At 50.4% G+C, this 22,024-nt stretch carries 22 protein-coding genes and 1 tRNA gene; 11 read left to right on the forward strand and 12 right to left on the reverse strand.

The window, feature by feature from the left end; all coding sequences use genetic code 11:
* The first annotated feature begins 17 nt into the window (after positions 1-17).
* From JOD20_RS05955 to JOD20_RS05970, 4 genes are all read left to right on the forward strand, one after another.
* A complete protein-coding gene (locus JOD20_RS05955) occupies positions 18-2,027 on the forward strand; it encodes a DEAD/DEAH box helicase (protein WP_204754383.1) in 2,010 nt (669 codons plus the stop codon).
* Positions 2,028-2,185: 158 nt separating this feature from the next.
* Positions 2,186-2,797, forward strand: coding sequence for a riboflavin synthase (locus JOD20_RS05960; RefSeq protein ID WP_204754384.1), 612 nt, complete (start codon positions 2,186-2,188; stop codon positions 2,795-2,797).
* 28 nt (positions 2,798-2,825) lie between these two features.
* Positions 2,826-3,572, forward strand: a complete 747-nt coding sequence (locus JOD20_RS05965) for a class I SAM-dependent DNA methyltransferase (protein ID WP_204754385.1) — start codon at positions 2,826-2,828, stop codon at positions 3,570-3,572.
* A gap of 30 nt (positions 3,573-3,602) precedes the next feature.
* A complete protein-coding gene (locus JOD20_RS05970) occupies positions 3,603-4,832 on the forward strand; it encodes a bifunctional 3,4-dihydroxy-2-butanone-4-phosphate synthase/GTP cyclohydrolase II (protein WP_204754386.1) in 1,230 nt (409 codons plus the stop codon).
* A 1-nt stretch (position 4,833) separates the two neighbouring features.
* Here the strand turns inward: JOD20_RS05970 and radC are convergent, their stop codons facing one another.
* On the reverse strand, positions 4,834-5,529 hold the full coding sequence (gene radC / locus JOD20_RS05975; protein ID WP_204754387.1) for a RadC family protein: 696 nt from the start codon (positions 5,527-5,529) through the stop codon (positions 4,834-4,836).
* A 106-nt stretch (positions 5,530-5,635) separates the two neighbouring features.
* Between radC and JOD20_RS05980 the strand changes: the two genes are divergently transcribed.
* Genes JOD20_RS05980 through JOD20_RS05990 form a run of 3 tightly spaced genes read left to right on the forward strand, consistent with a single transcriptional unit; the run spans position 5,636 to position 8,038 of the window.
* Positions 5,636-6,778 (forward strand): GAF domain-containing sensor histidine kinase, encoded by a 1,143-nt coding sequence (locus tag JOD20_RS05980; RefSeq protein WP_204754388.1) that lies wholly within the window; start codon positions 5,636-5,638, stop codon positions 6,776-6,778.
* Positions 6,779-6,782: 4 nt separating this feature from the next.
* Complete coding sequence (locus JOD20_RS05985) at positions 6,783-7,403, forward strand: response regulator (RefSeq protein WP_204754389.1); 621 nt, start codon at positions 6,783-6,785, stop codon at positions 7,401-7,403.
* Positions 7,404-7,420: 17 nt separating this feature from the next.
* Positions 7,421-8,038, forward strand: coding sequence for a YigZ family protein (locus tag JOD20_RS05990; protein ID WP_204754390.1), 618 nt, complete (start codon positions 7,421-7,423; stop codon positions 8,036-8,038).
* On the opposite strand, the gene JOD20_RS05995 is transcribed toward JOD20_RS05990, so the two are convergent.
* Entirely contained in the window at positions 8,035-8,592 is a 558-nt protein-coding gene (locus JOD20_RS05995) for a GNAT family N-acetyltransferase (protein WP_204754391.1), read from the reverse strand. The genes JOD20_RS05990 and JOD20_RS05995 overlap by 4 nt on opposite strands.
* 98 nt (positions 8,593-8,690) lie before the next feature.
* Between JOD20_RS05995 and JOD20_RS06000 the strand changes: the two genes are divergently transcribed.
* Together JOD20_RS06000 and JOD20_RS06005 are read left to right on the forward strand one after the other, a co-directional pair.
* A tRNA-Leu gene (locus JOD20_RS06000) sits at positions 8,691-8,776 on the forward strand.
* A 109-nt stretch (positions 8,777-8,885) separates the two neighbouring features.
* A complete protein-coding gene (locus JOD20_RS06005) occupies positions 8,886-9,941 on the forward strand; it encodes a hypothetical protein (RefSeq protein ID WP_204754392.1) in 1,056 nt (351 codons plus the stop codon).
* 48 nt (positions 9,942-9,989) lie between these two features.
* Here the strand turns inward: JOD20_RS06005 and acpS are convergent, their stop codons facing one another.
* The 5 genes from acpS to JOD20_RS06030 all read right to left on the reverse strand — a co-directional run bounded on the left by acpS (position 9,990) and on the right by JOD20_RS06030 (position 13,853).
* Entirely contained in the window at positions 9,990-10,373 is a 384-nt protein-coding gene (gene acpS / locus JOD20_RS06010; RefSeq protein ID WP_204754393.1) for a holo-ACP synthase, read from the reverse strand.
* An 80-nt stretch (positions 10,374-10,453) separates the two neighbouring features.
* A complete protein-coding gene (gene dcd, locus JOD20_RS06015) occupies positions 10,454-11,008 on the reverse strand; it encodes a dCTP deaminase (protein WP_204754394.1) in 555 nt (184 codons plus the stop codon).
* Between the two features lie 9 nt (positions 11,009-11,017).
* Positions 11,018-12,052 carry a response regulator gene (locus JOD20_RS06020; RefSeq protein ID WP_204754395.1) on the reverse strand — a complete coding sequence of 345 codons (1,035 nt, stop codon included), beginning with the start codon at positions 12,050-12,052 and terminating at the stop codon, positions 11,018-11,020.
* Positions 12,053-12,128: 76 nt separating this feature from the next.
* On the reverse strand, positions 12,129-12,983 hold the full coding sequence (locus JOD20_RS06025; RefSeq protein ID WP_204754396.1) for an STAS domain-containing protein: 855 nt from the start codon (positions 12,981-12,983) through the stop codon (positions 12,129-12,131).
* A gap of 9 nt (positions 12,984-12,992) precedes the next feature.
* Entirely contained in the window at positions 12,993-13,853 is an 861-nt protein-coding gene (locus JOD20_RS06030; protein WP_204754397.1) for an STAS domain-containing protein, read from the reverse strand.
* A gap of 50 nt (positions 13,854-13,903) precedes the next feature.
* Here JOD20_RS06030 and JOD20_RS06035 point away from each other — a divergent pair, with 50 nt between their 5' ends.
* Both JOD20_RS06035 and JOD20_RS06040 read left to right on the forward strand, forming a co-directional pair.
* A complete protein-coding gene (locus tag JOD20_RS06035; RefSeq protein WP_204754398.1) occupies positions 13,904-14,662 on the forward strand; it encodes a class I SAM-dependent methyltransferase in 759 nt (252 codons plus the stop codon).
* A 287-nt stretch (positions 14,663-14,949) separates the two neighbouring features.
* Positions 14,950-15,864, forward strand: a complete 915-nt coding sequence (locus JOD20_RS06040) for an isoaspartyl peptidase/L-asparaginase family protein (RefSeq protein WP_204754399.1) — start codon at positions 14,950-14,952, stop codon at positions 15,862-15,864.
* A gap of 49 nt (positions 15,865-15,913) precedes the next feature.
* Here JOD20_RS06040 and JOD20_RS06045 read toward each other — a convergent pair whose 3' ends face one another.
* The 5 genes from JOD20_RS06045 to JOD20_RS06065 form a co-directional block, all read right to left on the reverse strand.
* Entirely contained in the window at positions 15,914-16,219 is a 306-nt protein-coding gene (locus JOD20_RS06045) for a YciI family protein (protein ID WP_204754400.1), read from the reverse strand.
* Between the two features lie 73 nt (positions 16,220-16,292).
* Positions 16,293-17,297: a GNAT family N-acetyltransferase gene (locus JOD20_RS06050; protein WP_204754401.1), complete on the reverse strand. Its 1,005-nt coding sequence runs from the start codon at positions 17,295-17,297 to the stop codon at positions 16,293-16,295.
* Positions 17,298-17,412: 115 nt separating this feature from the next.
* Positions 17,413-18,870, reverse strand: coding sequence for a hypothetical protein (locus JOD20_RS06055; protein WP_204754402.1), 1,458 nt, complete (start codon positions 18,868-18,870; stop codon positions 17,413-17,415).
* Positions 18,871-18,988: 118 nt separating this feature from the next.
* Entirely contained in the window at positions 18,989-20,533 is a 1,545-nt protein-coding gene (locus JOD20_RS06060) for a TadA family conjugal transfer-associated ATPase (RefSeq protein ID WP_204754403.1), read from the reverse strand.
* A gap of 12 nt (positions 20,534-20,545) precedes the next feature.
* Positions 20,546-21,907 (reverse strand): ATP-binding protein, encoded by a 1,362-nt coding sequence (locus tag JOD20_RS06065; RefSeq protein WP_204754404.1) that lies wholly within the window; start codon positions 21,905-21,907, stop codon positions 20,546-20,548.
* Positions 21,908-22,024 lie beyond the last annotated feature (117 nt).

Raw genomic sequence — 22,024 nt, forward strand, 5'->3', positions numbered from 1 at the left:
AAAATAGGTTCATATCAATGGAAGAATTACGCCGCCAGCGCTATCTTGAGATTTTGGCGAGCTTGCCTGAGCCAGCCTTTGAGCTAGCGCAACTTGTGCAAGCACTGCCTGAGATTGATCAGCCTGAAATTGAAGCAGATGTATTGCATTTGGGCTTTGAAGTAGATGAATATTTGATCCGCGCCGATTTTGAAGCAGCATTAACGCCCAATACTCGGGCAACTCGCCCGCAGATTCCGGTGGCTGCGCCGCCGCGCTTGCAAGCCTTGCCGCCAATTTTGAATGAATTGCGTTTTCGACCGCCAACCGATGGCGAACGCGCGCGCTTGCTGAGTGGCCACGTTACGCCAGCTGATCGTTGGGCTGTGCGCGAACAAGCTGAACATTATACGCTCAAAGGTGGCTTCGATCACTTGCTTTCGCTCGAATACGCCGCGATTGATGCCAAGGAATATCAATTGCGCGCTGTGCGACGCGTTTTGGGCGAAATGCATGGCAACGCAATTTTGGCCGATGAAGTTGGTTTGGGGAAAACCATCGAAGCTGGCTTGATCATCAAAGAATATCACTTGCGCGAAATGATTCGCACATGTTTGATTTTGACTCCAGCACCGCTTTCTGAGCAATGGCTCGAAGAAATGCACGATAAGTTTGGCATGAATTTTCATCGTTTAGGCGATGATACTGATATTGCCCAATATCCGTTGGTCGTTGGCTCAATTGATCGCGCCAAGGGTGCCTATCGTAAAGCTTTGACCGATCGAACGTGGGATATGTTGGTGATTGATGAATGTCATATGCTCAAAAATCACCGAACTGGGCGCTATAAATTTGTTTTCAACTTAAATCGTAAACATTGTTTATTGCTCTCAGCAACTCCAGTTCAAAATGAGCTGCGCGAATTGTATAACTTGATTACGGTTGCGCGACCTGGCCACCTCAAAGGGCCTCGTCAATTCCAAAAATTATTTATGGAAGATCGTCGCCATGCACGTAATGTTGATCATTTGCGGGCGTTGCTTAACGAAGTGATGATTCGTAATCGGCGTTCAAATACCCTCACCGAATTACCACCACGCTTAATTCATCATCATGAAATTGAATTAACCGATGATGAGCACGATTTTCACGATGCAATGGTGCGATTTTGCAAACATATCTATCAACGCTATGTTGAAGGCGAAATTGTATTGCAAAGTATCGATGGCAAAGTCGTTGTTTCAAAATTGGTTTTAGTGCTCATGACGTTGCTCAAAGAAATGACTTCTAGTCCGCGCGCTGTTGGCCATACGTTACGTGGCGCAATGACCGCACGCTTGGGCAAAATGGATGGTGCTGATAGCGGCGAATTGGATCGCTTACTTAAAATCGTTGATGAGATGCAGATTCCATCCAAAGCTCGCACTTTATTGAAAATTGTCAAAAACGATGATAGCAAAATTATCGTGTATACCGAGTTTGTGGCAACCTTGGAATTCCTGCGCGATTTCTTGGCTGATCACGGAGTCGAATCGGTGCTCTTTCACGGTGGCCTGAGCGGCATGCAAAAACGCAGTGCGGTCGAGCGTTTCCGCGATGGCAAAGCCCAAGTCTTTTTATCAACCGAGAGTGGCGGTCAAGGGCTTAACTTACAATTCTGTCATCGCTTGGTTAATTACGACTTGCCATGGAATCCAATGCGGATTGAGCAACGGATTGGGCGGGTGCATCGCTATGGTCAAGAACGGCCTGTTGAAATTTATACCTTGATTTTACGCGGCACAATCGAAGAATATATTCTGCACGTGCTGACTGGTAAAATCGATATGTTCCAAACCGTGATTGGCGAAATTGATGCAATGCTTTCGTTTATGCACGAACAACAAAGCCTTGAAGTGCGCATAACCGATATTATTTTACATTCGAAGAGCTTTGATGAAATTCGTGCCCAAATGGAATTGCTTGGCGAAGAATTACGCAAAGCCAACGATACGCTCAACGAAGCCGAAAAAACCAATGCCGCCTTGTTGGATAGTGTATTGGGATGATAGAACATAGAACATAGAATGAATCTGCTTAAATTATAAATATTCTTTACTCTATTTAATAATTATGCTATGCATAGTGATTATAAATTATTGATGAAGTATAATTAAATTTATGCTCTATGCTCTATGCTCTATGTTCTTACTAAAGGGAATATACAATGTTTACAGGTATTATCGAAGAAATTGGCACAATTCTGGTGGCGAATACGGGCCTTGAGCGCGATAATAGCTTGCGCATCGGCTGTAATGTGGCAACCAGCGATGCCCAATTGGGCGATAGCATTGCAGTCAATGGCGTTTGTTTAACCGTAACTGCCTTTGAAGCCGATTGGTTTGAGGTTGGTTTAGCACCTGAAACCTTGCGCCGCACCAATTTGGGCCAACTCAAGGTTGGTAGCGCAGTTAATTTAGAGCGCGCGTTGGCCGCTGGGCGACGGATGGGCGGCCATTATGTGCAAGGCCACGTCGATGGTACTGGCGAAATTATCGCCATCGAGCCAGAGGGCGAATCCAAGGCAATTACGATTCGGGTTGCGCCAAGTTTGATGCGCTATATCGTCGAAAAAGGCTTTATTGCAGTTGATGGCACGAGCTTGACGATTACCCGCACCACTGACGATAGTTTTGGCTTGGCGATTATTGCCCACACCCAAGCTTGGGCGATTATTGGCCAGCAGCAGGTTGGCGATACGGTCAATATCGAAGTTGATATTTTGGCCAAGTATGTTGAAAATATCGTGCGCTTTGATCGCAAAATGCTTGCAGAATAAGCGCCGTTTGCCTAGATGGAATAAATGAATGATGTACAACGATTATGCCCGTTACTATGATGACGGGCAGCTCCATTTTAGCGTCTTGATGTTTGATTATTTGCAGCGTGTGCTGGAATTGCACCCAGTGCCTGGCCATTCGATGATCGATTTGGCGTGTGGCACGGGCACGTTGGCCTTGATGCATGCCGATTTGGGCTGGGATGTATTGGGCATTGATGCCTCGCGCGAGATGCTGCGCGTTGCCCAACGCAAGGCTCGTGGCGATGTTACTCAGCAACGCTCAATTCGCTTTCGCCGCGCCGATATGCGCGATTGGCAGGTCAGCCAGCCAGTGCAATTAGTCACCTGTTTTTATGATAGCCTGAATTATTTGCTTGAAGCAAGCGATTTGAATGCTACTTTTGGCTGTGTGGCGGCAGCGCTGGAGCCTGGTGGGCGCTGGATTTTCGATATTAACACGCCCTATTTTTTGGAGCATGTTTGGCAACCAGTCGAAATCGACGAGCGCGATGGCTACGTGCATATTATGCATTCACAATTCGAGCCAGAACGCTGCATCTCGTGGTTGCAATTAACTGGTTTTGCTCAGCGCGATGATGGCTTGTTTGAACGATTTAGCGAGCAGCATGCTGAACGCGGCTATAGCCAAGCCACATTAGAGCAACTTTTACGGGCAAACGGGTTTACAATAGAGGCCGTGTACGATTGTTTCGTGCTGACCGAACCAACCCCAATCAGCCATCGCTGGCTTTGGGTCTGTACCAAACAATGAGTGTTTGATTGTCGCATAAGGAGTCAAGCTATGCCGTTGGCAAGCATCGAAGAAGCACTGCAAGATTATGCAGCCGGAAAAATGGTGATCATCGTCGACGATGAAGATCGCGAAAACGAGGGTGATCTGGCATGTGCTGCCCAGTTTGTTACGCCACAGGCAATTAATTTTATGGCCAAAGAAGGCCGTGGGCTGATCTGTTTGGCCATCACTGGTCAGCGCCTCGACGAGTTGGAAATTCCTATGATGGTGACCTCGAATAATTCCAAATTTGGTACGAATTTCACCGTTTCAATCGAAGCAGCGCAAGGCGTAACCACGGGCATTTCAGCCTATGATCGAGCGCATACCATCCAAACCGTGATTAATCCCAACTCCAAGCCAAGCGATATTTCGCGGCCTGGCCATGTGTTTCCGTTGCGCGCTGCCGAGGGCGGCGTATTGCGGCGGGTTGGCCAAACCGAAGCCTCGGTTGATTTGGCCCGCTTGGCTGGTTTGTATCCAGCAGGGGTTATCTGCGAAATTATGAATGACGATGGCACGATGGCGCGCATGCCCGACCTCACCGTCTTTGGCGAAAAGCATGATCTGAAAATTATTAGCGTCGAGCAATTGATTCGCTATCGCCGCGAACGTGAATTTTTGGTGACGCGTACCGCCGAGGCTCGCTTGCCAACGGCCTATGGCGAATTTCAAATTATCTCCTACGAAAGCAAAATCGATACACCTGACCAACAAGCCAAAGAAGCCGTGGCCTTGATTATGGGCGATATTTCAACCGACGAGCCTGTGCTGGTGCGCGTTCACTCAGAATGTTTAACCGGCGATGCCTTTGGCTCGTTGCGCTGCGATTGTGGCCCGCAACTGGAAAAAGCTATGCAACGCATTGCCCAAGAAGGCCGTGGCGTATTGCTCTATTTGCGCCAAGAAGGTCGTGGCATTGGCCTGACCAACAAAATTCGTGCCTATATGCTGCAAGATCAAGGCTTAGATACGGTTGAGGCCAACGAACGCTTGGGCTTCCCTGCTGATTTACGCGATTATGGCTTGGGCGCTCAAATGTTGGCCGATTTGGGCTTGCGCGATTTACGTTTGTTAACCAATAATCCCAAAAAGATTATTGGCTTTGAAGGCTATGGCTTGCACGTTGTCGAACAGCTTTCCCTAGAAACCGACCCAAATAGCGAAAACCAAGCTTATTTGCGTACCAAGCGCGAACGCATGGGCCATACCTTGTCGAATTTGAATTCAGCGGAATAACTTACAACCAAGCCAAGCGCCGTTCGCGCATACTGACCCAGCGTGCTTGACCGATCACCAAATGGTCAAGCACGTCAATATCGAGCAATTGCCCAGCCTGAATCAATTGTTTGGTCACCAAAATATCGTCGGGCGAGGGCGTTGGGTCGCCGCTTGGGTGATTATGCACAACGATAATTGCCGCCGCATTCAGCCGAATCGGCTCGCGAAACACCTCGGCAATGCGCACGCTGGCGCTATTCAACGAGCCAATTGTCACGTTTTCGATTTTCAGCACATGGTTTTTGGTGTTGAGAATGACAACTCGCAGATGCTCCTTATCCAAATGGCTCATCTCAACTTGCAGCAAGCCCACCACATCGGCTGGTGATGTAATTTGCAGCGGCTGGTTGGGTGCTGCCAGCAGCAAACGCCGCCCAATTTCTAGCGCGGCTTTGATATGGGCTGCTTTAGCCTCGCCCATTCCACGTACTCGACATAAATCGCTGAACTCGATCTTTTGCAGGCCATGCCAACCGCCATGTTCGCGCAGCAATAATTGCGCAAGTTGAATCACATTCATGCCTTGCACGCCCACTCGCAGCAAAATCGCCAAAATCTCAGCATCAGACAATGCTTGCGGCCCAAAGTCGCGCAGGCGTTCGCGTGGCTGTTCACTGGATGGTAATTCCTTAATTGAGATAAAATAGTTGCTCATACTATCGAACTCGCACTAAAATGGTTGGTAGTGGAGAGCCACAACGGTGGCAAATTTGGCATGCTTGGCTATGAATTTGGCAAAATTGGCCAAAAAGGTGTTGATAATGAGCAATGATCCAGCGGTGTTGGCGCGCCGAAACCATGAATTGACGATTTTGAATCAGGTTGCCGAGGCCCTTAACCGGAGCAATCAGCTTGATCAGGCGTTACAAACCGTTTTGGAATTGGTGACAGAGTTGCTTGGTTTGCACACGGGTTGGGTTTGGCTGCTGCGCGATGATCAAACGACCCATTATTTGGCGGCGGCTTACCATTTGCCTCCGGTGTTGTGCCACCCCCAAGCCTTGGAAGATGATTGTTATTGTTTGGAGCGTTTTCGTGACGATAATTTGGAACGCGCGGCCAATATCAGCGTGATTCGTTGTAGTCGTTTACGCCATGTGCCGCAAGGCACTGCTGAGGTACGCTTCCATTCGTCGATTCCCTTGATGGCCCATGGCCGCAAACTAGGGGTTTTTAATGTGGCCAGCCCCGATTGGTGCGAATTGAGCGCCGATGATTTGCGCTTATTGCACACCGTCGGCGATTTGCTGAGCATGGCGATTGAGCGCACCCGTTTGTTTGAACGCTCGCTGAGCTTAGGTGCGGTCGAGGAGCGCAACCGAATTGCCCGCGAAATCCATGATACCTTGGCCCAAGGCCTGACTGCGGTTTTGTTGCAACTCGAAACCGCCGATGCTCTGCTCGAGGTTGGTGCAACTGAACGGGGCCGCGCGAAAATTCATCAAGCCCTGCAATGGACGCGCTATAATCTTGATGAGGCACGGCGTTCGGTGCTTGATCTGCGGGCCGCGCCCTTGGAAGGCCGGAGTTTGGTCGAGGCATTGGCAACTTTGAACCACGAACATGATCCATTTAGCTTTGAATTGCAAACAATTGGTGGCTTGCAGCCGTTGCCCTTACGAATTGAGGTTGGTTTGTTGCGAATTGTGCAAGAAGCCTTGAATAATGTGCGCCAGCACGCCCACGCCAGCCAGGTGGTGGTCGAATATCATGCTACGCCAAGCCAGATTGAAATTTGCGTGCATGACAATGGCTGTGGTTTCGACCCAACCCTTGCCAAACCCCAGCATTTTGGCTTAATTGGTATGAATGAACGCACCCGCTTGCTTGGCGGCAGCCTTGAAATCAAAAGCACCCTTGGCGCTGGTACCGAGGTTTGTATTGCCGTGCCATTAGGGAGTTAAATCCATGATTCGAATGCTTGTTGTTGACGATCATCCGGTGGTGCGCGAGGGCTTGGTTGCTATTTTGAGCACCCAAGCCGATTTTGCGGTGATTGGCGAGGCCAGCGATGGCCGTCAAGCCTTGGCATTGTGCCAGCAACTTCAGCCCGATTTGCTGCTGCTTGACCTTGAATTGCCAGAATTAGATGGCGTTGCGGTGCTCGAACAGCTCGATTTAGCGGCATCTGAGCTACGAGTTTTAGTCTTTACTGCGTTTGATACTGACGAGCGGATTATTGGGGCGGTGCGGGCTGGCGCACAGGGCTATTTGCTTAAAGGTGCGCCGCGCGACGAATTATTTGCCGCAATTCGTTTGATTCATGCTGGTGGCTCTACTTTGCACCCGTTGATTGCCTCGAAATTGTTGCGCCAAGTGCAGCGCGATACCAGCTTGGTTGAATTAACTCCGCGTGAGCACGAAGTTTTGCAAGAATTAGCCCAAGGCTTTGCTAATAAACAGATTGCCTATACATTGAATATTACTGAACGCACGGTTAAGTTTCATCTTAACAGCATTTTTCAAAAGCTTGGCGCACATAATCGTACCGAAGCGGTATCGATTGCCTATGAACGCCAATTAATTTAGCTAGGTTGATATTTGTTATGACTCCAACTCGTTATCAAATTCCTGCCAACGAGCATGAATTTGAACAAGATATTAAACACTCGCGCTTTATTGCTACGGTGGTGCATGCACCAACCTTGGCTGAAGCTAAACAAGCAATTTCCACAATTGCCGCGCGTTATCCCGATGCAAACCACAATTGTTGGGCGTTTCAGATTGGGCTTGGCCCACACGCTGAAATTGGCTCGTCGGACGATGGTGAGCCTGCTGGCACAGCTGGCCGCCCGATGTTGCAAGTCTTACAGGGCAGTGGCATTGGCGATATTGCAGCAGTCGTAACCCGTTATTTTGGCGGCATCAAATTAGGCACTGGCGGCTTGGTACGCGCTTATAGCGGAACCTTGCAAAAAGCGCTCAACGATTTACCAACCAAAGAACAAGTTATTCGCCGCACTGGCATGGTCACAATTAATTATAATCAATATGAAGTATTGCGCCGTTTGCTCAATACATTTGATCCGGTGATTGAAAGTGAAGATTTTGCCAGCGATATTACCTTGATGCTGGCATTGCCTCAAGATCGCTGGCAAGAATGTGCTGTGGCTATTCGTGAATTAACCTATGCTGAAAGCGAATTAATTGCCCTCGATGATTAAATAATCGGCGTTGTGTGATCCATTTCAAAGTGAATATTTTGAAATTCGCCTTGATCTGGCCGATCGTCGTAGATTTCGCTGGTTGGCAGTGAGCGCCAAAAATGCTCGGCTCCGGCAATCGCTGGGTTGGTATGCAGATAAATTGTACGATATGTACCTTCATTGAGAATCCAATCGCGGGTTAAGCTCACCAAGCGGCGTGCTAAGCCCGCTCGACGATGATCTGAAGCAACATAAACCCGCACGAGTTGAGCGGTTTCGGCGGTGCTATAGCGTTCAACCAGCCATTCGGGCTTGTAAGGCGCTTTGGGGCCACTAGTGCGCACCGCGCAGGTGCCGACGACCTCGCCAGTTGCCTTAACGACCGCCACAAACAGCACTTGGCGTGGATTTGCCAGATAGGCTCCGGCTAAATTATCAACGTCAGCATGCCATTTGGCAACGTAGCCAATGCCAAAATCGTGCTCAAAGGTGTGTAACATTAGCTGGCGTGCTCCCGCCAAATCAGCGGTCGTTGCTTCGCGCAGCATATAGATTCCATGATCAAGGCTCATACCAATACCTCATATGGTTAAATTACTGATATATTATATCAATAAACGGAAACTAATTTGCCAAAAAATCTAATATGCGCTATAATCTTGCTCGTTGCGCCGAGGTGGCGGAATGGCAGACGCTGAGGTCTTAAACATCTCTCCTCGCAAGGGGGTGCGGGTTCGACTCCCGCCCTCGGCACCAACCACAGGCTTGTTGATCGCACAGATCAGCGGGCCTGCTGTTATTTAATCAATTAAAAAAGCTAGCTTTTGGTATACTAACAACGACGTTTTTTAGCTGAGGAACTGCTATGCGCCGTTGGATTTGGCTCTTACTACTTGCTGGTTTATTGCCTCGCGCCGCCGCTGCCCATAATTTATGCTTCGTCGAAGTTAACAACCCCTATTGTTTGGAAGAACCGTTCAGTGATTATTGGGATGATAACGGCGGCTTGCCAGTTTTTGGCTACCCAATTACCTTTGCCAAAGCCGAACCCAACCCAGATACTGGGATGAGTTATCATACCCAATGGCTCGAACGCAATCGCTTTGAAGTGCACCCAGAAAATGCGGGCACGGCCTATGAAGTGCTCTTGGGCTTGTTGGGCAAAGAACGCTTGCAGCAGCTTGGGCGTGAGGTTGCAGCCCGTGAAACTGGCCCAGTTGAAGGGTGTTTGTGGTTTGAAGAAACTGGCCATAACGTCTGCGATCAAAGCAATGGGCTTGGTTTCAAAAGCTATTGGCAATCGCATGGCTTGAAGATTGATGGTTTGGATAATTATGCCCGTTCGTTGCAACTCTTTGGTTTGCCCTTGACCGGAGTGAATCTTGAAACCAACGCCAATGGCGATACGGTGCAAACCCAATGGTTTGAGCGGGCGCGGCTCGAATGGCACCCCAGTAATCCTGACGAATTTAAAGTTTTGTTGGGTTTGTTGGGCAAAGAAGTTTTGGACAACAGAGGCGTGATTCCGCAGCCACAGCCGCAGCCGCCAGTAACGCCAACGCCTGCGCCGATTGTTACCCCAACGCCTGCACCACCGCCACCATCATTTAATAATTGCCAAGCCGACCCAACCGTGGCCAGCAATTATCCTGTGAAAATTGTGAGCGTCAATAAAAAGACTGAAACGGTGGTGCTGCAAAATGTAAGCAATGCTCCAGTGGCGATTGATGGCTGGAGAATTTGCAGCATTCGCGGCAACCAATTGCATGCAACATTGAGTGGTAGCCTTGCTGCTGGCGAAACCCGCCCAATTAATTCGACTGCAACTGGCTCAATTTGGAATGACAAAGATAATGATAATGCTTCGTTGTATGATGCAGAAGGCCGCTTGATTTCATTCTTGCAAGATCCTGCTAAATAACAAAAATGGGCGCTAGGTTTTGCCTAGCGCCCATTGATTCTATTTGAGCTAGCCCATGCCTACCACAAACGCGATTGCTTGCTCGCCGCTGTGTGAAAGGCTGACCGACCAATGACGAATGCCGAGTTCTTCGGAGCGTTGTTGGGCTGCGCCGTGGAGCCGCAACATCGGCTTGCCTTGGGGATCGTTGGCTACTTCAATCTCGCGCCATGCAACCGAACAAGCGGGGTGGCCGATGCCCTTTAATCCAACGCCAAGGGCTTTGGCGGCAGCTTCCTTGGCTGCCCAGCGCGCCGCGAGCGATTGAGCACTATCGCGACAACGCAACCATTCTGCTTCGGTCCACACGCGGCGGGCAAAACGCTGGCCCCAACGCGAAACTGCCTGATTAATCCGATCGATCTCAATTAAATCAACACCTGTTACCAACATACGCTTTTACTTCCTTGCTACCACGAACATGGTGGTTGCTTGTATTGTAGGCTGATTTATTAAAATGGCCAAATTAATAATTAAATTCGGGGCAAGGTTACGCCTGTTTGGCCTTGATACTTGCCCGAACGATCATCATAGGCCACGTCTGGCAACTCGTCGCCCTCGAAAAACAGCACTTGGGCGATGCCTTCGTTGGCGTAAATTTTGGCTGGCAATGGCGTTGTGTTGCTAATTTCAATCGTCACATAGCCTTCCCAGCCTGGCTCGAAGGGCGTTACATTCGCGATCAGACCACATCTTGCATAGGTCGATTTGCCGACGCACACACATAGCACATTGCGCGGAATGCGGAAGTATTCGATCGTGCGGCAGAGCACAAACGAGTTTGGTGGAATGATACAGACATCAGCTTTGACATCGACGAATGAACGTGGATCGAAGTTTTTGGGGTCGATCACCGCTGAATTGACGTTGGTGAAAATTTTAAATTCATCAGCGATCCGAATATCATAGCCATACGACGACAAGCCGTATGAGACGACTCCGCCGCGCACTTGGCCATCGATAAATGGCTCGATCATGCCATGTTCTTGGGCCATGCGCTTAATCCAGCGATCAGCTTTGATTGACATATAAACTCCTTAAGGTGTCGCCGTTGGCGCATTTGGATCAAGGGTTGGGCTTGGTTCTGGCGTTGCTGTTGGCGTTGAGCTTGGGGTTGCCGTCGGCGTGAGCGTTGGGGTTAATGTTGGAGTTGCCGTTGGCGTTGGCGTGAGTGTTGGCGTGGCGGTTGGGTCGCTGAACATCGCCCGCACATTGGTTGTGACGTTGCGGGTTTCTTCAGGGAAGAGTAGGGCAATTGCGCCTGAACCCAAGCCACAGGTTAACAGCGCCACGAGGCTCAAAACTAACGGCCACGAAATTCGGCGTTGATAACGCACTGGCTGACCGCCCAAATTGCGCAGGGTTTCAACATCGCTATGGTGCAATCGCCGAAACTCGGCCAAGGCCTGAGCTGGATCTTCGCTTAAAAATTGGGCATAGCGTTGCACAATTTCTTCGGCGGCGCTGCCACGCGGCAACAGGGCATATTTTTCTTCTTCGATTGCCTGAATATAGTACATTTGGATTTTGGTATCCAAATTGGCTTGGACGAGCGAGATATTGCGCTGCTTGCGGGCTTGGCGCAGGCGCTGACCAAGCGGAATATTCAAGGCAGGCGCTTCGACCGCAACCACTGGTTCAGGCTCAGGGGTTTCGATTACAGGCTCGGCTGCCAGTTTGGGCGCACGGGTATCGGCGCGTTGCAAGGCTGGTGGCGGGGCTTGGCGCAAGCGAATCGCAATCCGCGCCAGCAATTCTTCGGTGCGATAAGGCTTGGTAATATAATCGGTTGCACCAGCCCGCAAGCCACGAGCAATATCCTCGGCGCTGCTGCGATGCGACATCACCATGACTCGCAAGCCCAAGCTTACCAGTTCATCAAGCAAGGCCCAGCCTTGTTCGCGGCCCAGCTCAAGATCGAGCAAAATCAGGTCGGGCTGTTGGGTGCGAGCAACTTCGCGGGCGCTGGTTTCAGTCCACTCGCGCATTACCCGATAACTAGCCATCTCTAAAGTGCGAGCGAGCGTGGCCGAAAACGCCCGATCTTCATCAAGCAACAAAATGAAGGTCAAAACCAGAATTCCTATCCACAAGCCAATGCCAAGGCATAGCCAGATTGAACGAAGATAATGCAGCGATTATAGCACGTTAGATCGACTCGATCGTCAAGTTTTGGCGTTCGAGGGCAGCCATTAAGCCACTTTGCAAATCGGCGCGGGTGGCGATGCTATCCAAGCGAATGCCCAATTGCACAATCGTTTGGGCAATTTCGTTGCTAATCCCAACCACAATGGTTTCGGTGCCAAGCAACTTAAGTGCGTTGATGGCCTGCAAAATGTAGTTGGCCACGGCGGTATCAACCACAGGCACGCCCGTCAAATCTAAGATTACGGTGTCGGCGTTGTTGCGCGAGCTGGCTTGCAGCAAGGCGGTGATAATTTGATCAGCTTGAACGGGATCGATGCCGCCAACCAAGGGCAAGACCAAAATGCCTGGCAAAATCGGCACGACCGGCACCGCCCGCGCAGCAATTTCGGCTTTGAGCAAGGAATCTTGCTGGCTCATCCGGGCAATTTCGTCGCGGCGGGCGCTAATTTGGGTTTCAAGCTCCATTGCTTCGCTGACATCGTGGAAATAGCCCACGACATATTCTGGCGGCTGGGCATCGCCCAACGGTTTGAGCGTAAACCGTGCAGCTAAGTGGCGATTGCTTGGCTGGCCATGGGCATCGACAATCACATAATCTAAAGTTGGCAAAAGGACTTTCTCGCCAGCAAAGGCGCGTTTGATGTCGGCCTGAACCTCGGGATCGGCCAGCGAAGGATCATCAAATAAATTGTAATTGCCCTGAAGCTCCAACATTTCTGCTGGGCTGAGATTGAAAATCCGCCGTAATGCAGTGTTGGTATAGACCGCCTTGCCAGTGCTGTCGTAAATTGCTGAACCGATTGACATAACCGACCAAGCGCTACTACGAATGAGTGTATTTAAGCTAGAAGCCATGGGTGCACCTCACGAACGAGCACGAATAACTTGGCCTTGCCGACGGAGCGCAGTTTGCAAGCCACTTTGCAAATCAGCGCGGGTGGTAATATCTTCGAGCCGCAAGCCCAATTGAACGAGGGTTTGGGCAATTTCAGGGCTGATGCCAACGACAATTGTATCGGTGCCAAGCAACTTGAGGGCTTTGATTGCTTGCAGCAGATAATTAGCAACTGCGGTATCGACGACCGGAATTCCCGTTACATCGAGTAATAATGTGTCGGCGCTATGCTCCGAGGCAGCTTCCAACAAACAATTCAGCACATATTCGGCGCGGCGTGAATCGACTGCGCCAACCAGCGGTAGCACCAAAATGCCAGGCAACACCGGCACAACCGGAGCCGAGCGGGCCTCGATTTCGGCGCGCATCGCTTCTTGTTGCTGCTCAGCCAGCTGAATTTCGTGCTTGCGCGTATCGAGTTCGCGGCGCATCATGACTTGCGCAGTAATATCGGTAAAGAACGCCACAATATACTCGCCAGTTTTTTCCTCGACGCGCAAGGGAGCCAGATTGAGCCGCGCCACGATATGCTTACCAGATGGCCGCGCATGGACGTTCAGCAACTCATAATCTAGCTCGCTAATGCGCGATTTTTTGCCCTCGAAGGCCGAGGTAATGGCATTTTTGGTCAGTGGCGCTTGGAGCGAAGGGTCACGATGCAGATTATAATGTTGTTGCGCTTGGGTGGCTTCTTCGGGCAGATATTGCAATAACTCCATTCCCGCAAGGTTGAGTAATTCGGCGCGCCCGCTGCGGTGATAAATCAGCGAGGCAATCGGAGCGTGAATCCAGCCATGGCTCATTTGTTGAATAAGTGTTTCTGGCAACATATGCGACCCTCAATCACTGGCATTGTTTGTAAATTATAAGCGAGGTGGCAATGGATGAACAGCGGATGTGGTGGGAAGAATTGTTTCAAATTCACGAGTTTGCAACTTATGCTGACGTTGCCGCCAGCTTGACCAATAATGAAGTTGATTTTTTGGAAACGGTGTTGAATTTAACTCCCGAGATGCGGATTTTGGATTTGGCCTGTGGCAATGGTCGGCATCTGTTGGGTTTGGCGCGGCGTGGCTATCACATTGATGGCGTTGAATTAGCTACGCCATTAGTTGATCAGCTTAGCGCCCAAATTACTGCTGAACAATTGCCCGCGCGGGTGATTGCTGGCGATATGCGTCAACTTGACGATTTGGGCATGTATGATGTGATCTTGATTATGAATAGCTCATTGGGCTTTTTCAGCGATTTTGAACATCAACAATTGCTCAATGATCTGGCTGATCATCTTGTGCCCCAAGGTCGATTGGTGCTGCAATGCATCAATCCCTATCAAATTAGCAGCTATATGCAACACTATCGGCGCGGCTGGCATCAGGTGGGGCCAGGCTATGTGTTGCGCGAATCGCACTTTAACCCTATTACTGGCACGATTGAAACCGCCTATCGTTATATTGAGCCAAACGGCGGCGAGGCTGTGCATCCAGGCGAACGGATTCGTTTATATACCTTTCCTGAGTGGCAGCACTATTTACAACGGGCTGGTTTGCGGGTGCAAGCAGTGTTTGGCGATGCGGTGCTGCCAATCGTCGCCTTCGATGAAGCGAGCCAGTGGCAAATTTTGATGGCGATGAAGTAGGGGCGAGGGATTAGGGGTCAGGGGTCAGATTATAAGGCCATATTTTTAACCACGAAGGGCACGAAGATGGAGTTTTGACCATAGTTGTTATGTTTAGCAATTCTGACCCCTAGCCCCTGAACTCTGACATCAACAACCCTATAGAACCATTAAATTTAAATTGACCTTCGTGATCTTCGCGGTTAATTCTTCCTGACCCCTAGCCCCTGAATCCTGAACCCTGACCGCAAAAATTCGATTAAAATACCAACATTGAAGCATTCATTCTTCGCAGCAAAGGAGCAGCGATGATTGCCCTGATTGTCCATGGTGGGGCTTGGAACATGCCCGATGATCAAATTGATGCCCACAAACAGGGCTGTTTGGCGGCGCTTGATGCTGGTTGGGCTGTCTTGGCGCAAGGCGGCACTGCGCTTGATGCAGTTGAAGCTGCGATTCGGGTGCTCGAAGATGACCCAACATTTGATGCTGGGGTGGGTTCGTTTCTGAATGCGATTGGCGAAGTTGAATTGGATGCAGGGATTATGGATGGCGCGAGTATGCGGGCTGGCTCGGTTGCCGCAGTCCAACGCGTACGCCATCCGATTAGCGTTGCCCGCCAAGTGCTCGAAAGCGATTATGTGTTGATTGTTGGCAATGGTGCTGAGCAATTTGCGATTGAGCATGGTGCTGAGTTGTGCGATCCTGCTGAGTTGGTGGTGGAGCGCGAACGCCAACGCTGGCAGGAACAACAATCAAACCCCAACTACAAAGGCCGCGATGCCTTTCATTCTGCGCACGATACGGTTGGCGCGGTGGCGCTTGATAGCTTTGGCACGATTGCGGCTGCAACGTCAACCGGCGGAATTCCCAACAAATTGCCCGGGCGGGTCGGCGATTCGCCGTTGGTTGGTAGTGGCTTGTATGCAGATAATGAAACTGGCGGTTGCTCGACCACAGGCTGGGGCGAATCGATTATGAAAGTTTGTTTGGCCAAAAGTGTCGCTGATCAATTGCGCACTGCTTCGCCCCACGAAGCGGCCAAAGCCAATATTGCTTTTTTGGAGCGGCGGGTGCAAGGCTTAGCAGGCTGTATTGTGTTGAATGCCCAAGGCGAATTTGGTTGGGCGCATAATACGCCACGCATGGCCTTTGCCTATCGGCGCGGCGACGAGCCAGCGGTTGCTGCGGTGCATGCTGACGAACCGTTTTTGCACGATTAATGAGCAATTGGCTGGTTGTTAATCGCAACAGACAACCAGCCAATCAGCATTATTCAACGCTGCCCGTCACCCATTCTTCGAGCCATGGCTGATATTTGACTGGATTGAACTCGACAAAACGATACTCAGCAAAGTTGGCAATCTGATAGGGATCGTTGGCGAAGAAAGCCTGAATTGCCTCAAGCGAGGACGCACGGGCGATGACAATGCCGCCGATGCGCGGATTTTGTGGGCCTGAGCTAAGCAACAAGCATTGGTCATAGCCTGCTTGCAAGAATGCTCGATGCTCAGCTAATTTGGTTTCGATTTGCGCTAGCGGCACGGTATAGGTAATCTCCAACATAAAATGGGCCATGATCTTGCTCCTAAAAAGCCGACAACCACCACAGTATACTACTCTGGTGGTTGGCTTGGTTTTGGCTTGAAAATTAGGCTTCGACGGTTTCGGTACCGAGTTCAACCCCTGGCCGCAATACTTTTTGGTAGCGGTCGAATTGGCGCACCGACTTCATGCCAACGTCGGAATATACCTTGGTTGCACCAGTCAGGCTTGAAGCATCGACCCCTAAGCCAACCCGCTCTTGGCCACGCTTGGCAAATTCGTTGAAGGCATGGTAGAGCATTGCTTTGGCTAAGCCTTTGCGCCGCCATGGCCGACACACGCCCAGCGTACCAACCCAGCCCATTGTTGGATCTTCGGTGATATGCTTCCAACACATAGCAACTGCGGCAATTTGGTCACCATCGCAGACGATGAAGAACAGCGAAGGATCATAATTTGGCTCGCGGCTGATCATTTCTTCCCAATGTTTCAGCTCTTTTTCAAAGGGCGATTCGAGATAACCCCAATGATCGCGGAACGAATCGCGTACCGCCGTAATGACCGCTGGCAATTCAGTTGCTGGATCATAAGGCCGAATGATCAAACCTTCGGGCAATTGGACTGGTTGCGGCGTATAATCAGCCAATTCAATGACCATGCGCAAAAAGTGGCGCACAAGGCTATAGCCATGGGCTTGCAGACTGTTGGCCAATTCGTGATTGGTGCTGAGCACGCCATGATAGACGCTGACCGCAGCATCGCTTGGGGCTTTGGCAATATCTTGGCTAGTGCGTTGCTCCAACCAATCCAAAAGTTGGCTTTGAACTCCACTTGCAGCATAATCGCTATGTACGCGCGTCCAACCATAGCCATGAACAAATGGATCGTGATTGAAGACCCCTGCGACCCCAATCAGGTTGTCGCCATCCCACATGGTTAAGCTATCGGTTTCAATGTTAAATTCGGGATCTTCCCACTCGCTGGCTAACTCGGCTTCAGTAATTTCAATGACATTCGCTTCTTCCATCGAACAACGGTTGATTAGCGCAACTGCTGCTGGAATATCAGCTAAACTTGCAGGGCGCAGGGTATATTGGGCTACTGCTTGCATATGCTCCTCAAAAAATCGTGTAAATAAGTGCTGTGAGCAGTATCAGCGCATAGCCCAATCTGTTGTAGCGGCATGAGGCTGATTATTAAGTCATCCTTTGGCCTGATTACAAGCTTTAGCGTTGGGTAATGGGTAAAAACGTTCCATAACTATTAAATGCAGTTGCTGGTACGTTGAGCGTTGGATCATTCTTGGCAACCGAGATCCAAACGCCCGCTGCCACGTCGTTGCCAACGCTCATTTGGAGTACGCTTGGGGTGCAGCCCAATGGGTTGAGAAACTGTTCGGCGATATGCAATTGATTGGCTAAATCACTGCGATAGCTAATAATTTGAGTTGTACAGCCGCTGCTACTAAAGCTATCGGCCTGCCATGCAACCAAATCGACAAGCTGGAAGCGGCTACTTGCAAGATTGTTTTCATGCTGATCAGGCGTATTGGTGAGATTAATCCCATCACTGGCTTGGACATCGTATTGCCAAACATCATAGACAAATGGATCGCTGAAGCTATTGTTGCTACCAGCAAAATAGACAGTTGGCCGACCTGTGCCATCGCTGACGGTGCTAATTTCACTGATGCTCCATGGCTCGCGAATCGACGGCAAGACTAAATCGCTGGTCGTGTTAGCAGTTGCGTTGTGCATGCGCAGGCTATCGGTCGCAATTCCACGCGGTGGAGCGCCATTTGGATGCTTGATATAGGTTACATACACGTTATCGCTCAAACTGAGATCGTAGACAAAAGGAATAATGTTTGATGCGCTGGTGTAACTATCAACGGTGCGCGCAGTCATGCCAATTAGCGTTCCATGGGCATAGCGAATTTCGTCGAGGGTTGGGTCGCCGCCAAAGTTGCGTTGATTGACGAGGAGCGAACGCTTGCCATAGACTACATGAATTTCATTGGCGCTATTGAGGATGATTCGTGGTTGAGTCAGAATAATATTGGTGGCGACGCTTTCGATCACAACTGGTTGGCTCAAACTGGGCACGATTTGGCGATAAACCAGCGCTTGCTTGGTTATTTGTTGTTCTTGAATGAGCATTGTGTAGAGCACGCCAACGCGTGAGCCATCGCTATTGCGCACGGCGATTGGGTTAATCAAGCTATTGTTGATGCTTTCGCCTTGCAAACTGACCGGTTGGCTGACGGTTGCGCCGTCGGGGCTAATGCTGACGACATAGGGGCGATAACTTGGCTCGCCTTGGGTCAAGCTCGTTTGGTTACTGAGGTAGGCCAAGTGGATTGTGCCGCTAATATCGCCGGTTAAACTGGTGTAGCCAAGGGTTGCCGTCGAATTATCGGCGCTGATGGTGTGGCGTAACAGTTCATTGGGGCCGCGCATTCGGCTATAAATTAGGTCGCAGCCATTGCCTGCTTGGCATTCGGCCCAAGCGTAATGGCGCAGATCGTTGCTATCAACATAGATTGCTGGGTAGTAAGCACCTGAGTCGGCATTTGGATTAATCGCGAGTTTGGTGGCTGGGGCGATATACTGCCCACAACCCCACAGCGCTAGCAGCAAGCCAGCCAAGATTGCACTTCGGCGAGTCCAGGTTTGTCGAGCCATTACGCTCCCCTTTGCTATGAATGATTATTACTAGCGATCATAGCACAACCTGCCAACGCCAAACAACCCGTAGGAATGATGAATCCTACGGGTTGTTGCTTGATGAGAGACTAGAAGCTTAGCGCCGCATGCCTGGGAAGGTTGCGCCGAAGATTGATGGAGGCAATTTGAAGCCTTTGGCTTCGAGGACTGGCGTAAAGCGGGGTCGTGTACCGGTTGGCCGCAAAACACCCAACACTTTGCCATCGGGGGCAGTGCCTTGATCTTCGAAGATGAAGATGTCTTGCAACACCACCTGACCGCTTTCCATGCCTTGGACTTCGGTGACCGCTACAACTTTCCGCGAGCCGTCGCGCAAACGCGCTTGCTGCACAATCACATGCACTGCCGAGGCAATTTGCTCGCGAATAACCGCGACTGGCAAATCCAAACCCGACATCAAGGCCAAGGTTTCCAAACGGCGAATTGCGTCGCGCGGCGTGTTGGCGTGGACAGTCGACATTGAGCCGTCGTGGCCGGTGTTCATTGCTTGGAGCAAGTCGAGCGCCGCGCCGTCGCGAATTTCCCCGACCACAATTCGGTCAGGGCGCATCCGCAGCGAGTTCTTCACAAGGTCGCGGATGGTGACCAAGCCAGAGCCATCAATATCGGCAGGCTTGGATTCAAGCCGGATAACGTGGTCTTTGCCAAGTTGAAGTTCTGCTGAGTCTTCAATCGTACAAATGCGGTAGTGATCGGGGATGAAGTTGGAAAGCACGTTGAGCAAAGTGGTTTTACCCGAACCAGTACCGCCAGAGACGATCAGGTTCATGGCGCTGACCACACAGGCATTCAGGAAGTCGGCCATTTCCTTGGTCATTGAGCCATAGTTGATCAAGTCGCTGACTTGGAGCTTTTTCTTGGAGAATTTACGAATACTCAGCGATGAGCCATCAATTGCACATGGCGGAATGATTGCATTTACCCGCGAGCCATCGGGCAAACGGGCATCGACCATTGGCCACTTGCGGTCAACCCGTCGTCCAAGTGGCCGAATAATCCGGTCGATCACTTTGAGCACATGATCTTCTGAGGCGAAAATAACTGGTGAAAGGGTCAATTTACCACGTTGTTCAACATAGACCACGGTGGCGCTGTTGACCATAATTTCAGTAATGCTATCATCGCGAATCAGTTGCTCAAGCGGGCCGAAGCCAAATAATTCATCAAGCACCATTTGATAGAGCAATTTCATGCCATCTTGATCGAGGTTTGTGCTCGATTGGCGGACAAAGGTGGTAAAGCGCTCTTGAATCAGCCGCTCGGAATCTTCGTTGCGTTGCAGCTGGGTTTGCGAGCCAGCCGAAGCCTGAATTTTATCGACAATCCAGAGTGAAAGCTCAAGTAATTTGCGATGAGCATCGCGATCGGCGAGCACCAAAAAGCCACTAGTATTGATCGTGCCAGCGCTGAGGCCAGAGCTTGAGCCGGCCAAGGCACTCAGATTGCCGCTTGGCATTGGAGCCGAGCTTGGGGCTGGTGGCGGTGGAGGGCTAAGCGGAGTCAACGACGATGACCGATATTCAGGCATTGATTGCTCGCCAGCCATGGGTTGAACTGGCGCTGGTGGTGCTGCTGGCTCTGGGCTTGTTGGCGTGCTTCCAAGACGTTTGAGAAGTGACATAGCTTGACCTCACTACATTTTGACAAAATAGGCTTCACAAGCCCGATCCAAAAGGTCTTTGTTCATTTGGGGCGGTTGGCCACGATATTTGGCTTCATCAAGCACTTGATCAAGCAAATCGCGTGGGTGACAACAGCGCAATTCGCGGTTGACTTTGAAATAGTGTTCTTGAATCAAATAGCGCAAGCCATCGTCGCTATAGGGCACACCCTTGGATTTGCACACGATGCGGAAAATATCGCGATATTCGTTGGGCGTTGGGTTGGCAACCTCGATTTTATGCCGAATCCGCCGTAAGAAGGCATCATCAACCAAGCCCTTGGGGTCGAGGTTGGTCGAAAAGACGATCAACACATCGAAGGGAATTTCGATTTTTTTGCCAGTTTGCAAGGCCAAAAAGTCGATTTTCTTTTCGAGTGGCACAATCCAGCGGTTCAACAATTCTTCTGGCCGACAGCGTTGCCGCCCAAAGTCGTCGATCAGGAACAAGCCGCCATTCGCTTTCATTTGGTAGGGTGCTTCATAGACTTTGGAAATTGGGTCGAAGATCAGTTCCAGTTGTTCCAAAATCAGTTCACCACCGACCATCACTCGTGGGCGTTTGCAGTGCAACCAACGGCGATCGGGCGCTGGTGGCATGGTCGTCGCGACCGCCCCAAATGGTGCTGGCACATCATCGTGGCGCATTTCGGGCTTAGTCAAAATCGAGTGATTGAGCGGATCGTAGAGTTTGATCACTTGGCCATCAATTTCGACAGCATAGGGCAGCATCACCGAGCCACCCATAATCCGCGAAATCCCTTCGGCGATGGTGGTTTTGCCATTGCCTGGCGGGCCATAGAGGAATAGTGAACGCGCCGAGTTGGCAGCAGGGCCAATTTTATCGAGCATTTCGTCGTTGACGACTAGATCTTTGAAGGCTTCGCGGATGCGTTGCTGATTGATCGTCATGCCGCCAATTGACTGGCGATTGACCATCTCGATGTAGGCGGCAAGCGGAACTGGCGCTGCCCCAGCATATTGCGAGCGATCGAGCACTTCGTTAACTTTGCGCGAGCCTTGCAAGGTAATGACATATTGATAGGCGCGTTCGCCAAAGCCTTGCTCGGCCCCGACAATATCGACATACTCGCTCATTTTGAGAAATTGCAATACTTTGTCGATGACGTTGAGATAGGGCAAACAGGTTTGCTCTGAGATCCGCTGGGCAGTAATAGTGCCGTTGAAATAAATAACTTTTAGCACAAGATCGGCAATAAAACCCATCCCAAGACCGGTTTCTTCAATTGAAGTTGGTTCATTGGGAAATTGCGGCCCACTATCAACGGATGCCTGAGCAGTCGAAGCAAATTCACGTAAAGGAAACGCAGACATAATGTGATCTCCTGAGCTTCAACAAGTTAAGATCGGCGGGGATTGGCAGATCTCCCCTATCTGCGCACACCGAATGAACAATAATCAATATTATACTTGAGGCTGCAAGCACGGGCA

Origin of the sequence: Herpetosiphon giganteus, from assembly GCF_016907925.1 — a bacterium.
In the GTDB taxonomy this organism is placed as follows: domain Bacteria; phylum Chloroflexota; class Chloroflexia; order Chloroflexales; family Herpetosiphonaceae; genus Herpetosiphon; species Herpetosiphon giganteus.